Origin of the sequence: Agilicoccus flavus (assembly GCF_014857905.1) — a bacterium.
Lineage (GTDB): Bacteria > Actinomycetota > Actinomycetes > Actinomycetales > Dermatophilaceae > Agilicoccus > Agilicoccus flavus.
The window spans coordinates 35,127-51,178 of record NZ_JACYXE010000016.1 but is presented as its reverse complement, the minus strand read 5'-3'; the positions used below and the strand labels follow the sequence as shown (position 1 = coordinate 51,178).

Below are 16,052 nucleotides of genomic sequence, written 5' to 3'. Positions count from 1 at the left end.
ACCCCATCATCGATCCGGGCAGCATCGGCCAACGTCATGGTCATCAGGTGTCTCGCTTCTCCGCCCCGTGCAGAGGGAAGGAACTCAGAAGTGGTGTCTCACCTCAGCCTGACGCACAGGGCGCCGACGAGCCCGAACGGATCGAGGCGTACCGGGACATGGAGCGAGCCCTGTCGGGGGTCGGCTACACGGTGCTCGGCCTGGCCTGGCGCCCAGAAGCGGCGAACGGAGGCGAGCTTGCGAGCCGCAGTGAGCGCGACAGAAAACTCCGAGCGGCGAACGCAGGCGAGCGTACGAGCCGCAGTGAGCGCGACCGAAGGCTCACCCGGGCGCGGGCGGCCGACCTGGCGGCGGCGGCCGGTCCGAGCCTCGAGCGGATCCGGAGTCATCCGGTGCGCTCGGGGCGGGCCGCGATCGAGATCCACGCCGACGTGCTCGCCCTCGAACGGGCGGTGACGGGGTGGGACCGGGCGAACCCCCGCGGCGGGCGCCGACCTCCCGCCTGAGGCACCTGGTCCCGCGTCGGGCGGGGGCCGCCGATGGCGCGGCCGGGCCGAGCGCCGAGGACGCGCGGGGGTGGGCGCCCGTCATCGCCTACGGTGGGCGCCATGAATCAGTCGGTGTCCCGGGAGAAGGAACCCTCCCCGTTCGCGTGGATCTTCAGCGGCGCCCTCGGCGTCGTGCTCGGTGGAGCGGCCTGGGCCGCGGCGCGGGCCGCCCTGCGGCGCAAGGACGGCGGCCCTGACGTCGTCGCCGAGAAGCGTCCCGACCGCCGGCCCTGAGGCGGTCGTCGGTGAGCGCCTGGACGCCGCCCGGCATCCCCGCGTCGGCGGGTGCCCTCGTCTTCGACCGCCGCGGGCGGCTGCTCGTGCTCGAGCCCACGTACAAGTCCGGGTGGACCGTTCCCGGCGGCGTCCTCGAGGCCGGCGAGACCCCGTGGGAGGGGTGCCGCCGCGAGGTGGCCGAGGAGACGGGGCTGGACGTCACGTCCGGCCGGTTGGCCTGCGTCGACACGCGCCCCGCCAAGAAGGGCCGGCCCCTCGGCCTGCGTTTCCTCTTCCACTGCGGAGTCCTGCCGGACCGGGCCCTGCGCCGCATCACGCTGCAGGCGGAGGAGATCGCCTCGCACCGTCTCATGCGCCCCGAGGACGCGCTCGAGGCGCTGCGGCCCCCGGTCCGGCGCCGCGTGGGCGCCGCCCTGGCCCACGACCGTTGCGTCTACCTCGAGAACGGCCGCGAGATCGACGGGGTCGGCTGACCCTCGCGCAAAGTCGACCGCCTCCGGCGAGCCTTCGGTATCGTGGAGGCCGAACGAAGGGGAGTAGTTCCGATCGCCTCGACAGCGGGGCGTGGAGCGTGCGTCGACACACTGGTGGGCCCGGCCCACCCGGCGCACCGTCCGCTCGGCGCGGGTGAACGAGACCTTCGACACCGTACGTGTGTCGAAGTCGCGATCCCGCCTTCGGCCGCCGTGAGACGAGAGGTCTTCGCGCCGCATGTCCCCGTTCACCGTCCTGCTCATCGCGCTCGGCGTGTCCGCCGACGCCTTCGCGGTCGCGCTCGGCAAGGGCCTGACCCTGCCGCGGGTCGACCGCCGCTCGGTCCTGGCCATCGCCGCGACCTTCGGCCTCTTCCAGGCGGTGATGCCGCTCGTCGGCTGGCTGCTCGGCGCCGCGTTCGCCGACTACATCCGGGCCGTCGACCACTGGATCGCCTTCGCGCTCCTGGCCGGCATCGGCCTGCACATGATCTGGGCCGCGGTCCGGCCCGAGCACGAGGACGACGAGGCGCCGGGTCGCCTGCGGCGCCGCGACCTCACGGTTCTCGGCCTCGCGACGAGCATCGACGCCCTCGTCATCGGGGTCAGCCTCGCGTTCATGGAGGTCGACATCCTGCCGACGGTGGCCGTCATCGGCGTCACGACGTTCGTGCTCAGCGCCGTCGGGGTGGCGCTGGGGCGCCGGATCGGTTCGCGCCTCGGCCCGCCCGCCGAGATCGGCGGCGGGCTCATCCTCATCGGCCTCGGCGTGACCACCCTCCTCGAGCACCTGCGCGCCTGACGAACCGCCCACCCGGCCCTCGACCGGCGGGTGGGCCGGCCCCGGATAGGTTGCCGGGGTGACGTATTCCGACTGGCTCGCCGCGGCGAGCATCTCCGAGCAGGTCGGCGACCTGCGCCCCGACTACCGCTGCGTCCTCGTCACCGCCACGGGCCTGACGCCCGGGCCGTCCGACGACGTGAGCGAGGCCCTGCTCGCGGGAGCCGAGGGCGAGGCGCGCGCGGCGATCGGCGACGGCAAGGCCGAGGACCTGCCCCACATCGCGGCCTGGCGCGAGGCGTTCCGGGCCTTCGGGGCCAAGCCGCAGCGCACCCGCAACAGCGCGGAGGCCCTGCTGCGGCGGGTGGAGGACGGGCTGCCGCGCATCAACCGGCTCGCCGACGCCTACAACGCCGTCTCGATCCGCCTCGCCACCCCGCTCGGCGGCGAGAACCTGCGCGCCTACTCGGGCCCCCTGCGGCTCGTCCGCGCGACCGGTGAGGAGGACTTCGGCACACTCGCGTCCGGCGCCGAGACGATCGAGCACCCCGAGCCCGGCGAGGTCGTCTGGCGCGACGACGTCGGCGTCACGTGCCGGCGCTGGAACTGGCGGCAGTGCTACCGGACCCGGCTCGAGCACGACACCGTCGACGCGGTCTTCATCGGCGACGTCCTCGACGTGGAACCGGGCGATTCCGACGCCCGCGCGGAGCAGGTGCGCGACGCCCTCCTGGAGGCGCTGCGCCTCGTCGGGCCCGACGCCACGCTGGAGGCCCGCGTCCTGTCCGCCCGCTGACGCAGGATCCGTGGGGTCGGCGCGTACCGACACCGCGCCCCGGGTGCCGTGGTGCGCACGACGTCCCGCCCACCCCGGCCCGGATCGGGCGTGGGGGCAGCGTCCTCTCGGTCGCACGCCCGTTCGGCCCACCGCTCCCCCAGTCCGGTCGCGTCAGCGCCCGGCGCGCCGGGTGCGGGCCGTGGCCGGGCCTCAGGGGTCGCGTCAGCGCCCGGCGCGCCGGGTGCGGGCCGTGGCCGGGGCGCTCCACGGGTCCTCCGGCCACGGGTGCTTCGGGTAGCGGCCCCGCATCTCGGCCCGGACCTGGGCGTACGGTCCGGCCCAGAACGACGCGAGGTCGTCGGTGATCGCGAGCGGCCGGCCCGCGGGTGAGAGCAGGTGGAAGAGGATCGGCACGCCCGCCACCGTCGGCGTCGCGGCCCAGCCGAAGCACTCCTGCAGCTTGACGGCGACGACCGGGCGGCCGACGGCGGAGGCGGGGCCGACCGCGGCAGCGTCGTCGGCAGGGACCCGGGTACCGGCATCGGCGGAGGCAGGGTCCGCTGCGGCGGCCGGGTCGGGAGCGGCGGTAGCGGCGGCGGCAGAGGTGGCGGCGGCCTCCTGGACGGCGGTCTCCGACGCGGGCACGGCCGGGTAGTCGATCCGCACGCGGGACCCGCTGGCGACGGTGAGTCGCTGCGGGGCGAGGTCGTCGAGGCGGGCCGCGTCCGGCCAGGGCAGGAGGCGGCGGAGCGGGTCGAGCAGGTCGATGCGGTCGGCGCGTCCGCCGTCGGCGAGCGCGTCGATCTCGGGGCCCAGCCACTCGTCCGCGCGGCGCAGGAGCGCGGCGTCGCGCACGTCGGGCCACGGCTCGCCGACGTGGGCGTGCAGCAGCGCGAGGCGTCGGCGCAGCCCGTCGGCGGCCGGGGACCACGCGAAGAGTCGCAGGCCCCACCGCGCGAGGGCGGCGTCGACCGCCGCGCGGGCCACCTCCCGGCTGGGCCGCACCGGCGCCGACGACAGCTCGATCGCGCCGAGGGCGCGCACCCGCCGCGCGACGACGCGGCCGCCGACCGCGTCGGCGGAGGATGTCGCGCTTCCTCCTCCCGGGGCCGCGTCCGTCCGCCACTGCGCGCGCACCTCGTCGGTGAGCAACTCCGCGCCGGCCAGGTCGCGGGCCTGCTCCGACAGCGGGGCGGCGGACCGGACGACGGCGCCCGTGCCCGCCGCGGCCCGGCCCTCGGCGCGGGCGACGTCGGCCACGGCGAGCCACTCGTGGCCGGTCAGAGGCCCGTTCGGCACCGCGGCGCGCGTGCCCGACGCGAGCAGGTACACGCCGTCTCCGCCCGCCGAGCCGACCCGCCGCGCCATCCGATCCGGGAAGGCGAGGGCGACGACGAGGCCGACGGCGTCGGAATCCCGCCCGGCCCGGGCCGTGTCCGGCGCGGACCCGCCCGACCGGCTCGACCGCACGACGTCGTCGGAATCCCGCCCTGCGCCGGCCGCGTCCGGCGCCCACCCGGCCGACCGCCCGTCGTCGGCGGGCTCCTTCGCGAGGCCCGCGAGGCGGCGGGTCTCGTCGCGCCAGCGAGCGGCGCCGGGCGCGCGTCCCCGCCCGAGGTCCGCGAGCAACCGCGGCAGGTCGGCGCCCTCGGGCCGGTGATCGTCCGACAGGGCGGCCACGACCGCGGCCGCCGCGGGGGCACCGACGACGGCCGCGCCGTCCAGCAGGGCACGCGCGAGGCGGGGATCGGCGGGAACCCGCGCGAGCCGGCGGCCCAGGGCCGTGACCCGCCCGTCGGCGTCGGCCGCGCCGAGACCCCGCAGGACGCGCTCGGCGTCGGCGATCGCCCCGGCCGGCGGGGCGTCGGGCAGGGCGAGGCCCTCGCCGCGCGGTGAGCCCCAGCAGGCGAGGGTGAGCGCGGCCCCGACCAGGTCGGCGGCGGCGATCTCGGGGGTGACGTGGGCGGGCAGCGCGGCGAACGTCGTCTCGTCGTAGCAGCGGACCGCGATCCCTGGTCCGAGCCGCGCGGCCCGGCCCGCGCGCTGCACGGCCGCGTCGCGCGAGGCCGCCACGGTGACCAGCCCCGACATCCCCCGCGCCGCGTCGCGCCGCGGCTCGCGGGCGAGTCCCGCGTCGACGACGAGCCGGACGCCGGGGACGGTGAGGGAGGACTCGGCGAGCGACGTCGACACGACGATGCGCGCCGGCTCCCCCGGCGCGCGACCGCCGGTGACCCGGTCCTGCGCGGCCGGGCCGAGGCGACCGTGCAGCTCGAGGATCTCGACCGACCCATCGGCCGTCGCCGTGCCGGTCTTCCCGGTGGCCACCCCGCCTGTCGCCTCGGCCAGTCGCCGCGCGACGTGCGCGACCTCGGCCACGCCCGGCACGAAGACGAGCGCGTCGGGCGCCTGCGCCAGGCCGAGGTCGGCGGCCGCGCGGGCGTGGGCGTCGAGGGTCACCCGGGCGACGTGGTCGAGGAAGGCACGCGAGACGCCACGCGCGTCGGTGCGCGGGATGTCGCCCGGGGCCCACCGGATCGTCAGCGGGTGCAGCGCCGAGGGGCAGTCGATCACCGGGGCCGCCCTGCTCGCCGTGCCCGTCCCGAGCAGGGCCGCGAACCGGGGCGCGTCGAGCGTGGCCGACATCGCGACGAGGCCGAGGTCGTCGCGCAGCTCGCGGACCTCGACGAGCATTCCCACGAGCAGGTCCGTCTCCAGACCGCGCTCGTGCACCTCGTCGAGGACGACCGCCCCGACGCCCGGCAGGTCGGGATCCGACAGCAGCCGCCGCAAGAGCACGCCGGGGGTGCAGAACTCGACGCGCGTCCGCTGGCCGACCCGCCGCTCGCCCCGCACGGTGAAGCCGGCGACGTCGCCCGGCGCCGTGCCCGTGAGTGCCGCGAGCCGGCGGGCGGCCGCGCGCACGGCGATGCGCCGCGGCTGGGTGACGACGATCCGCCCGGGGACGACCCCGGCCACGATGGGCGGTCCGAGCGTCGTCTTGCCCGTGCCGGGCGGCGCCTGGACCACCGCGACGCCCCGCTCCGCCACCGCCGCGGCCAGCGCGCCGGCGGAGTCCGCGAACGGCAGCCCCGCCCCGATGCGCGCGAGGTCGAACGGGGAGCTCATCCGCCCAGTCTCGCCCACCGTCGTCGGGCCGACGCGACCTCGCCCCACCGCCACGTGCGACGCAGGCGGCGCGGCCGCCGGCGACCGACCCTCGGACCATGCCCATCCGGCTCGGCCATGCCACCTCACCGGCACAGGGAAGCGGGCCGGGCACAGTCCACCGAACGGACGGCGCCCGACCCGCGGACCATGCCCATCCGGCTCGGCCATACCACCCCATCGGCACAGGTGAACCGCGTCCGCATAGTCCACCGAACGGTCGGTGCCCGACCGGGCGCCGTCCGACCCACGGCACCCTGTGCACCGGTGGACCATGCCCGTCCGGCTCGGCTCTGCCACCTCATCGGCGCAGGTGAACCGGGTCGGCATGGGCCGCGGAGTGGGCGGGGCGGTGGTGGGACGGCTTGAGTCGGACGGTGGTCAGCCGGGGCCGGCGAGGCGGCGGCGCAGGCCGGTCGCGCGCTGGACGCGCCGGTCGACGGCGGCGCGCACCCCGTCCTCGCTGCCGACGATGGTCACCCGGGACTGCGCCCGGGTCAGGCCGGTGTAGAGCAGTTCGCGGGTGAGCAGGGCCGATTCGGGCCCGGGCAGCAGGATGGTCACGTGGTCGGCCTGGCTGCCCTGGCTCTTGTGGACCGTCATCGCGTGCATGGTGTCGACGTCGCCGAGGCGCGCCGCCGCGAGGGTGAGCCGCCCCTGCGCGCCGTCGAACACGGCGACCGGCCCGCGGCGGCCCGGCCCGTCGTGGTCGGGGGCGCGCAGCACGACGCCGGTGTCGCCGTTGAACAGCCCCGAGGCATAGTCGTTCGCGGTGACGAGCAACGGGCGACCGTCGTACATCGGGTCGTAGGACACGATGCCGCCGAGCTCGGCGAGCCACTGCTCGACGTACCGGTTCCAGGCGGCCACACCGTACGGCCCGCGCCGGTGCGCACACAGGAGGCGGTGCTGCGCGAGGAGCCGCAGCGCCGTGTCCGCGTCGCCGGCCACGGCCGCCTCGCGCAGGTCGAGCGCGTGCCGGACGAGCCGCGGGCGCAACGTGTCGGCGGTCGCCTCGAGCAGGGCCCGCCCGGCGTCGGCCGGGTCGGCCCCCTCCGGGGCGTCGGGCACCTCGACGAACTCGACGGCCGGATCGCCCGAGCGGAGCAGGGCCAGCACCCCGTCGCCGTCGCCGTCGCGCACCGCGTCGGCGAGGGCGCCGATCCCGACGCCGAACCGGTGCCGCACGCGCAGGCGCACGACCGGAGACCGGTCGCGGTCGGCGAACCCCGCGACGAGGTCCGCGAGCACGGCGCCGGCGTCGACGGAGGCGAGCTGGTCGGGGTCGCCCACGAGCACGAGCCGCGCGCCGGGCCGGAGCGCCTCGAGCAGACGCGCCATCATCGTCAGCGACACCATCGACATCTCGTCGACGACGACGACGTCGTGCGGGAGCCGGTTGGACCGGTCGTGCCGGAACCGCGTCCGCCGCCCCGGCAGCGACCCGAGGAGGCGGTGCATGGTGCTCGCCGGCAGCGAGCCGAGGCGGTCACGGTCGGCCGTCGGCAGCCGGGCCGTCGCCGCCGCCGTGGCCTCGCCGAGCCGGGCGGCGGCCTTGCCCGTGGGTGCCGTGAGCGCGATCCGCAGCCGACCCCGCTCCCCGCCCGCCCGCTCCGCCTGCTCGGCGAGGACGGCGAGCAGGCCCGCGACGGTCGTCGTCTTGCCCGTGCCCGGCCCGCCGGTCAGCACCGTGACCGCCTGCCCCGCCGCCCGCCGCGACGCGTCGCGCTGCTCGGCGTACCCGTCACCCGGGAACACGCGCTCCAGGGATTCCTCCAGCGCCGCGTCGGCCGCGGCGCCGCCGAGCTCCGGCGGGGTGCCCGCCCGGTCGAGGAGGTCGTGGCAGACGGCGACCTCGTCGCGGCGGTAGCGGTCGAGGTAGAGCAGGCCGAGGTCGAGGCGGACGACGCCCGCGGCGAGCAGCGGCGACGCCGCGACGGCCGCCCGCCACGCGTCGGGTTCGGGCCAGTCGAAGGCCGGCTCGACCTGGGGCACCGTGTCGAGGTCGACGCACACCGACCCGAGGCGGACCCCGCGGGTCGCGAGCGCCACCGCGAGCCGCACGGCCTCCGACTCCTCGCCGGCCAGGGCGCACAGCCGGTCGGCGACGTGGACGTCGGAGGCGGTGAGGATGCCCGCCGCGTTCGCCCGGCCGAGCACGCCGGTCGCCCGCAGGGCGAGGCGGCGGTCCTGGGCAGACGTGACCTCGAAGACCTCGCTCACAGGACCCCTCCCGGACCGTCGAACACGTCGGAGCACTCGAGCACGAGGGCCGCCGGCGGGCGCCAGGAGAAGACGCCGCACGGCTGCCCGTCGACCACGGGCGTGTCCGGCCCGCACATCCCGCGCACGTACAGGTACAGCACCCCGCCGAGGTGCCGCTCCGGGTCGTAGTCCCGGACCCGCCAGCGCAGGTAGCGGTGCAGCACGACGGCGTAGAGGAGGGCCTGCAGCGGGTAGGACGAGTGCCCCATCGCCTCTGCGAGCGCGGCGGGACGGTACGTGTGCGCGGTGAGGGGTTCGTCGATCGGGCCGAGCCAGTTCGTCTTGTAGTCGGCGACGAGGTAGCGCTCCCCGACGCGCAGGACGACGTCGAGGGAGCCGGTGAGGTAGCCGCGCAGCTCCTGCTCCCCCATCGCACCCGCCTCGAGGACGTCGGCGTACGCGCGCACCGGGTCGCCGGGCGGCAGGTGGCGCCGCAGCGGCTCGGCGAGCGCCGCCAGGCGCACGACCGGCGCGCCGGCGCGGGCGAGGTCGCCCCCGACGAGCGGCATCTCGAACTCCATCTCGCACAGCCGGTCGCGCCGGCCGACGTCGGCGAGCGTGACGCCGGGGGCGAGGGGGCCGAGCGGGGTGCGCACGACCGCGGCCAGCGCCTCGGCGAGGGCGGACCGGTCGAGGTCGACGGGCCAGCGCAGGATCGCCTCGTGGATGCGGTCGGTCAGCTCCTCGCGCAGCCGGGGCGAGGTGGCGTCGGCCTCCTCGAGCACCTGGTGGACGAGGGAGCCGAACGTGGCCCCCACGGGCAGGTCCGCCATGGGCGAGGCGACCGCCTCGGCCGCGGCGCCCACCGTGGCCGCCGGCGGGGACGACTCGGACGACTCGGCGGACTCGGCGGACCGGGACGGCGAGGCCGGCGAGGGTGGCGAGGCCGGTGAGGCCACCGACGGGTCGAGCGTGCCGGCGGAGCCGGAGTCATCCCAGGGGCGAGGGGCGTCTCGCCCGGCCCCGGGCACGATCTGCGCGACCTCCGGTTCGTCCTCGCGGGCCGGGTTCTCCGGCTCGGAGCCCACCTGACCGGCGCCGTCGGTCCGGCCGGCCACGGCCTCCTCGTCACCAACCCGCGTGAGGGCCGTGTAGGAGGTGCGCCGCCAGGCGGGGTCGATCTCGCGGCCGAAGGTGCGCAGCTCGAGCCGGGCCGGGCCGCCGGCCTCGCGGCGCACGGGCACCGGTTCCTCGAGGACGAGTTCCCAGGCGGGGCCGCCGAGCTCGCGCCACGCGTCGAACATGGCGCGGGCCCGGTCGTCGGGCGGGACGGGGGCCGCGTCGGGTACGTCGGGCGTGCCGGGGGCGCGCCCGAGCAGCATGCGGTGCAGCGGGGAGGGTGGCGTGTTCGTCGTCGGCGACCACCACGTGACGACCTGCGACTGGGCCCGCGTGAGGGCGACGTAGAAGAGGCGCAGCGACTCCCCCGCCTCCTCGGCGAGGGCGCGGGCCACGTGGTCGCGCCGGCCGGGATGGGCGCCGCCGACGTCGAGGCACCGGTGGCCGTCGGGCCCGTGGAAGCGCGGCAGGGGCGGGTCGTCGCTCACCCAGCGGTCGAAGAGGAACGGGGCGTAGACGACCGGGTACTGCAGGCCCTTGCTCCCGTGGATGGTCGAGAGCTGCACGGCCGACGCGTCGCTGTCGAGCCGGCGGGTCCGCGCGCTCGCGGTCTCGACGATCTCCTCGGTCATGCGTTCGCGCAGCCATGTGATCGTCGCGACGAGGCCCAGGGAGTCGGACAGACCCACCTCGTGCAGCGCCTCGCCCACGTGGCGCAGGTCGGTGAGGTCGCGTTCGCCGCCGACGTGGGCGAGCATCCGGGCGGGCAGGCCGTCGGCGGTGGCCGACTCGAGCACGGCGGCGATGCCGCGGGTGGCGAAGAGCGCCGCCCACCAGCGCATCCGGGCCGCGACGGAGTCGGTGAGGTCGTCGCCGCCGGCGTCGAGCCGGGCCGCCGAGTAGCCGACGAACGGGGTGAGGGCCGCCGCGCGCACCCGGGCGGAGCGGTGGGGCTGCTCCATCGCCTCGAGCACGGTCAGCCACGTCGTCGCGGCGGGCGTGCGGAAGACGCTCCCCCCGCCCGCGACGACGGCGGAGATCCCCGCCGCCCGCAGCGCGGTCTGCGCGATGGCGAGCTGCCGACCGGTGTGCGCGAGCACCGCGACGTCGCCCGCCGCCAGCGGCCGGCCGTCGAACGTGGCGCCCGAGCCCAGCAGCCGCGACACGTCGCGGGCGAGGTCGCGGCCGACGATGTCGCGGGCCGTCCCGATCCGCATCTGGGTGGGCCGGCGGCCCGTGGGAGGCGGGCCCGGCGCGATCCGCACCCGCAGGGGCGCGCCGGCGGGCGCCCCGACGAGGCGTCCGCCCGCGTGGTTCGGCGCCGCGCGCACTCCTCGGACCTCGATGTCCTCGTCGCCGAGGCGCGCCCCCGCCCACATGGCCTGCAGGGCGTCGACCAGGGGAGCATCGGCCCGGCGGTCGACGTCGAGCGTGCGCCGGTCCCCCGCGGTCGCCGCGGCGGCGAGGTAGGTGACGACGTCGCCGCCGCGGAACGCGTAGATCGCCTGCTTCGGGTCGCCGATGAGCACCATCGTCGCGTGGCCGCTGAAGGCGCGGTCCAGGACGGCCCACTGGACGGGGTCGGTGTCCTGGAACTCGTCGACGAGGACGACGCTCCACCGGCGGCGCATGCGCGCGCGGGCCGGGGCGTCCTCGTCGGCGAGCGCGTCGGCGAGCTGGCTGAGCAGGTCGTCGTAGCCGAGCACCCCGAGCCGGCGCATCCGCCGCGCCATCTCGTCGCGCACGAGCCGCGCGAAGCCGACCCGGCGGGCCGCGACCGACCCGGGCGCCGGGTGCGCGGGCTCGATCCGGGCCTGCGGGTCGGCGTGCACCGCCCGGGCGATGGCCAGCGCCTCGTCGCGCGAGAACGCCGGCCGTGCCGAGCTGCCCGCGAAACCGCGCACGTACAGGTCGTCGACGACCTCCACGAGCAGGTCGTCGAGGTCCTCGACGAGCCGGGCGGAGGGGTCGGTGTCGCCCGCGACGCCGAGGCTCGCGAGCACGAGGCGGCAGAACTGGTGGGTCGTCGCGATCGTCGCGGCGTCGAACGCGCCCAGGGCGGCCCGCAGCCGGCGATGCCGCGCCGCGACCTCGGCGGGGTCGGCCGCGAGCAGGACGTCGACGAGCGGGTCGTCCGCGCGCGCGGCGGCCGACGGCCCGTCGAGCCCGTCGGTCTCCTCCGGCGGGTCGCCTCCCGCGGGGTCGTGGGCCTGCGCGGGGTCGTCCGGTTCAGGGAGGTCGTGGGCCTCGAAGAGTGAGTCGGCCCGGGCCAGGTCGTCCCTTGCGGCGCGCCCGTCGGACCTCGGGACGATGTCGGTCGCCGCGAGCACGTCGGGTCCCACGTCGGGTTCCGCGACGGCGTCGGTCTGCTCGGCCACGGGGGCCGTAGCGGTTCGGCCCGGCCGGTCCGAGCGAGCGTCCCGCAGCGCGCGCTCGGCGCGGGTGAGGGACTCGCGCACCCGTTCGCGCAGCTCCTGGCTCGCGGCCCGCCCGAAGGTGACGACGAGCATCTCGTCGAGCGTCGCGACCCCCTCGGCGACGTACCGGGTGACGAGCGCGCCGATCGTCCACGTCTTCCCGGTCCCGGCGCTCGCCTCGAGCAGGACGGTGCCCGTGGGCAGCGGATCGGTGATCGCGAACGGGGCCAGATCATCGCTCGCCGTCGTTTCCTGTGCCCGGTTCATCGCACCTCCTGGGCCGCGAGGACCGGCTCCCACACGCGCAGGGCGTACCGGCCGAGGCGGTGGGGCGCGGTGTTCCAGTCCTCGCCCGGGCGCGGATCGGTGAGCAGCACCTCGAGCGGCGCCTGCGGGCCGTGGACGCGCACGTGCCAGGCGTCGGCCGCCTCGCCGGGGATCCCGCGGCCGTTGTCGCGGCCCACCCACTCGTCGCGGGCGGCGGCCTCGGCGTCGACCCGCTCGCCGCGGGCCCCCCGGGCGTGGGCCTCCGCGTACGCGAGCGCGGTCCGCGGCGGGATCGGCAGGGGTTCGAGGCGTCCGCGGTCGTAGACGTCGACGAGGTCGAGCAGCGCCGCCCGGGCGGTCGCGGGGTCGATCGGGCCGGCGACCGCGGTGACGGCGCGGCGGCCGCGGCGGCCGAGCGCGTGCGAGGTGTAGGCGATCGAGTCGTCGGAGGCGGCGAGCGCGAGCAGGGTGATCCACGCCTCGAGCCGACGCTTCGCCGAGACCGAGGAGTACGAGACGGTGACGTGCCGCGCCGCGCCACCGGACCCGGTCGGCGTGCCGTACACGTGTGGCACGGTGCCGGAGAGCCGGCGGCCGCCCCCGAGGTCGACGTCGACGTCGACGCTGCCGGGGGTGCCCACCCGCAGCCCGTTCGCGGTCGTGACGACCGCCCCGATGACGTCGCGCACGTCGGCCAGGACCGGGTCGGCGAGGCCGCCGGGCGGGAGCAGGCCGCGCAGCCTCTCGGCCCGGACGGCGACGTCGGGGTGGACGCCGGCGAGCGCCGCGCCGAGCAGGCGGTCGCCCACGGCCCACTTCTCGAGGGAGTCGAGGTCGACGGGCATCGCGTCGAGCGGTTCGTCGCCCTCGAGCGGCGCGGTGACGTCGAGGCGCCCGCGCAGCACGTGGCGGGCGGGGTGCGCGAAGAAGGCGAGCAGGTCGTCGAGGTCGACGTCGGTCACCGGCGTGGCCGACAGCGGCTCGGTCAGCAGCGGCGGCACGGGGGTCCGCTCGCCCGCCATGGCCCGCGCGCCGGCGAGGGAGGCCGCGTCGAAGCTGAACGGGCCGGGCGCACCGAGGGCCCCGTCGACGAAGTTCTCGGGCGCGAACGGCTGCAGCCGGTGGCGCACGACGAACGACGGGGAGTCGACCTCGCGGCCGTCGGCGTCGAGCTCCGGCGCGATCGTCTCGCGGACGGCGTCGACGGCCTCCCCGAGCGGCACGGCGGGCGGGCGTGGCGACCCCGCGTGCTCGCTCGCGCCGGTGTAGGTGACGACGAGGTGCTCGGTGGCGGCCATGATCGCGTCGAGGAGCAGCTGCCGGTCCTCGCTGCGCGGATCCCGTTCGCCCGTCATCGGATCCCGGGAGAGCGCGTCGTCGCCGTCGACGGTCTCCTGCCGGGGGTAGACCCCGTCGTCGAGGCCGAGGAGGGCGACGACGCGGTGCGGCACGGAGCGCATCGGCACCATCGTCGCCACGGTGAGCGTGCCGGTCCGGAAGTTGGCCCGGGTGGGATGACCGGCGAAGCGGTGGGCGAGGAGGCCGCGGACGTCGGCGAGCCGCAGCCGCGTGTCGGGGCGGCTCGCCGCCGCGACGGCCGCCAGCTCACGCTTGAGCTGCGCCACCTGCCACGTCTCGGTGAGCGGCACGTCCGCGAGGTCGCGCACGCCCTCACGCAGCGCGTCGGTCCAGTCGGCCGCGGTGCGCGCGGCCTCGAGCCGGTCGACGACGGCGTCGAGGCGGTCGAGGAGCTCCGCGAGCCTCCCGACGAGGTCGATGTCGCCACCGCCCACGTCGTCGACGGGCAGCGCGGGCAGCAGGTCGGCGGGCACGTTCCCGCCGCCCCGCACCGGATCGGCGCCGGGCTCGTCGGCGGCGCCGGCGGAGCCGCCGAGCCCCTCGTCGGCCGCGCTGCCGGTGCCCGAGACCCCGCTCACGGCCGCACCGTCGCCGCCGCCGACGGCCTCCCCGGCCGGGTCCTGACCGCCGTCGAGCGCCTCCCCGGCCGCACGGGCGCCGACCCCCTGCCCGGCCGCGCCGCCGACGGCGTACCGCTCCTCGTCCGGGCCGCGGTCCTCGCCCGTCGCGACCCCGAGCAGGAGCCGGTCCAGGCCGAAGCGCCACGTGTTCTGGTCGAACCGCTCGAGGTCGAACGGCGCCCGCGAGCGCGCGTCGCGCCCCCAACGGATCGCGGCCTGGTCGACCCAGCGGGCGATCCGGTCGAGGTCGTCGTCGTCGAAACCGAACCGCCGCCGCACGGGCGCGCTGCCGGCCAGGTCGAGGACGTCGCCCGCCGTCATCCGCCCGCCCACGAGCCCGAGCAGGTCTGCGGCGAGACGCGCGAGCGGGTTGGTCGCGGTGAGGGACCGGTCGGCGAGGCGCACGCGCAGCCGGTGGGCGGGGTGCCGCGCGCCGCGTCCACCCCCCTCGTCGACCCCGCCGCCGAGCCCGAACGCGGCCTGGACGAGCGGCGCGTACGCCTCGATGTCGGGGCACATGACGATGATGTCGCGCGGCTCGAGCGTGGGGTCGTCGGCGAGGAGACCCACGAGGACCTCCCGCAACACCTCCACCTGCCGGGCCGGGCCGTGGCACGCGTGGATGCGGACCGACGCGTCGCCCGTGGCCGGGACCCGCGCCGCCCGTTCCTGCGGCGTGGGCGGCCGGCCCGCGCGCAGGTCGTGCTGGAGCCAGCCGAGGATCGTGCCCGTGCCCGGCGCCGCGTCGGCGCCCGACGCCTCTGCGACGTTCGGCACCTCCTCGACCGCCTCGACCGGCCCGATCACCGCCGCACGCCCAGTCGTAGTGGCAGGCGTAGGCGTAGGCGGGCGGTCCGCCGGGCCCGGGCCGAGCGGCCCCGCCCCGGCGCGGGCCCCGGCGTCCGCCCCGGCCTCGGCCGCGGCGAGGGCGAGGGATCGCTGGAGCTCCCGCGCGTCGCGCCCGAGCGACGCGAGCAGCGGGTGGGCGACGAGCTCGCCGGTCCGGTCCTGGGCGCGCCGGATCGGGCCGATCGCGCACTCGGGCTCGATGGCGCGCCACACCGCCTCCGACGCCTGCGGCAGCCACAGGTGCACGTCGCGGTGCCGGGCGAGCGCGGCGAGCAGTTCGATCTCGGTGCGCGCGATGCGGGTGTGCCCGAACAGCGACAGCCGGCCCGGCAGCGCGAGCGGGGCCTGCGCACCGGGCGACGGCCCCTCGGCCCCGCCCGCCGCGAACCCGCCTGCTCCGGCACGCAGACGATCGAGGGTGTCCTGGTGCCGCACGTCGGGCGGGGGTCCCTCGACCCGGTCGAGCAGGCGCCGGTACAGCTCCGGCTGCCACGCGAGGTCGGGGTCGAGGGGGGCACCCACGCCGTCGAGCGACCGGCCCTCGCGCCAGTCGGTGAGCAGGGTGGGGCGCTGCACCCCGTACGAGGCGAACAGGCCCGCGAGCCGCCGGGCCAGCGAGTACCGGCGGCCGGCGCGGATCTCGTCGACACCGTCGACACTGTCGACGCCGTCGGTAGCGGGCCCGAGGCCGTGCCCGAGGTGCCGGGCGATCGGGGCGCACCACGACGCGTCGAGGCTCTCGTCGATGACGCTCAGCAGGGACCACACGAGCCGATCCGGGTCCCACGGGTCGTCGCGCTCCCGGCCCGTGAGCATCGAGACGAGCGAGGCCGGGCTGAGGAACCGCACGCCGGCGCACACCCCGCCCGGCGCGAAGCCGACCGCACCGACCGCGCCCACCCCGGGCGAGCGCGCTCCGCACGTCTCCGGCCCGGCCGGCGCCCCGTCGACCGCCGCCTCGCGCGCGACTCCGGCTCCGGCCCCGGCTCCGAGCCGGTGCGAGAGGCGTTGGGTGAGCCATCGCTCCACCCCGCGGGCGGGCACGACGACGACCTCCTCCTGCAGAGGGTCGGCCACCGGCACCGCGAGCAGCTCGGCGAGCGCGTCGGCCAGGATGTCCGTCCGCTCCGCCCGCACCACATGCCAACTCACGAGAAGGAGACTAGGCGCCGCCACCGACAAGGTCGCCGAGGCCGGTCCCGACCGGCCGACGCGCCGTGAACGCGGGGCG

General features: G+C 77.4%; 9 protein-coding genes. 5 read left to right on the top strand and 4 right to left on the bottom strand.

Going from position 1 to position 16,052, the window contains the following annotated elements; all coding sequences use genetic code 11:
• From ICW24_RS17900 to ICW24_RS17880, 5 genes are all read left to right on the top strand, one after another.
• The coding region (locus tag ICW24_RS17900) for a hypothetical protein (protein ID WP_226347091.1) at positions 1-506 on the top strand (506 nt) is incomplete at its 5' end.
• 102 nt (positions 507-608) lie between these two features.
• Positions 609-782 carry a hypothetical protein gene (locus ICW24_RS17895; RefSeq protein ID WP_226347090.1) on the top strand — a complete coding sequence of 58 codons (174 nt, stop codon included), beginning with the start codon at positions 609-611 and terminating at the stop codon, positions 780-782.
• An 11-nt stretch (positions 783-793) separates the two neighbouring features.
• Positions 794-1,258, top strand: a complete 465-nt coding sequence (locus tag ICW24_RS17890) for an NUDIX domain-containing protein (RefSeq protein ID WP_226347089.1) — start codon at positions 794-796, stop codon at positions 1,256-1,258.
• A 238-nt stretch (positions 1,259-1,496) separates the two neighbouring features.
• A complete protein-coding gene (locus tag ICW24_RS17885; protein ID WP_226347088.1) occupies positions 1,497-2,060 on the top strand; it encodes a manganese efflux pump MntP in 564 nt (187 codons plus the stop codon).
• A gap of 58 nt (positions 2,061-2,118) precedes the next feature.
• Positions 2,119-2,835: a B3/B4 domain-containing protein gene (locus ICW24_RS17880; RefSeq protein ID WP_226347087.1), complete on the top strand. Its 717-nt coding sequence runs from the start codon at positions 2,119-2,121 to the stop codon at positions 2,833-2,835.
• A gap of 204 nt (positions 2,836-3,039) precedes the next feature.
• On the opposite strand, the gene ICW24_RS17875 is transcribed toward ICW24_RS17880, so the two are convergent.
• The 4 genes from ICW24_RS17875 to ICW24_RS17860 all read right to left on the bottom strand — a co-directional run bounded on the left by ICW24_RS17875 (position 3,040) and on the right by ICW24_RS17860 (position 15,973).
• The gene (locus ICW24_RS17875) at positions 3,040-5,946 is read right to left on the bottom strand and encodes an ATP-dependent RNA helicase (RefSeq protein WP_226347086.1); all 2,907 of its coding nucleotides are present in this window, start codon (positions 5,944-5,946) and stop codon (positions 3,040-3,042) included.
• 420 nt (positions 5,947-6,366) lie between these two features.
• On the bottom strand, positions 6,367-8,208 hold the full coding sequence (recD, locus tag ICW24_RS17870) for an exodeoxyribonuclease V subunit alpha (protein WP_226347085.1): 1,842 nt from the start codon (positions 8,206-8,208) through the stop codon (positions 6,367-6,369).
• Positions 8,205-11,993, bottom strand: coding sequence for a UvrD-helicase domain-containing protein (locus ICW24_RS17865; protein ID WP_226347084.1), 3,789 nt, complete (start codon positions 11,991-11,993; stop codon positions 8,205-8,207). The genes recD and ICW24_RS17865 overlap by 4 nt, the downstream gene beginning before the upstream one ends.
• Positions 11,990-15,973: an exodeoxyribonuclease V subunit gamma gene (locus tag ICW24_RS17860; RefSeq protein ID WP_226347083.1), complete on the bottom strand. Its 3,984-nt coding sequence runs from the start codon at positions 15,971-15,973 to the stop codon at positions 11,990-11,992. The genes ICW24_RS17865 and ICW24_RS17860 overlap by 4 nt, the downstream gene beginning before the upstream one ends.
• Positions 15,974-16,052 lie beyond the last annotated feature (79 nt).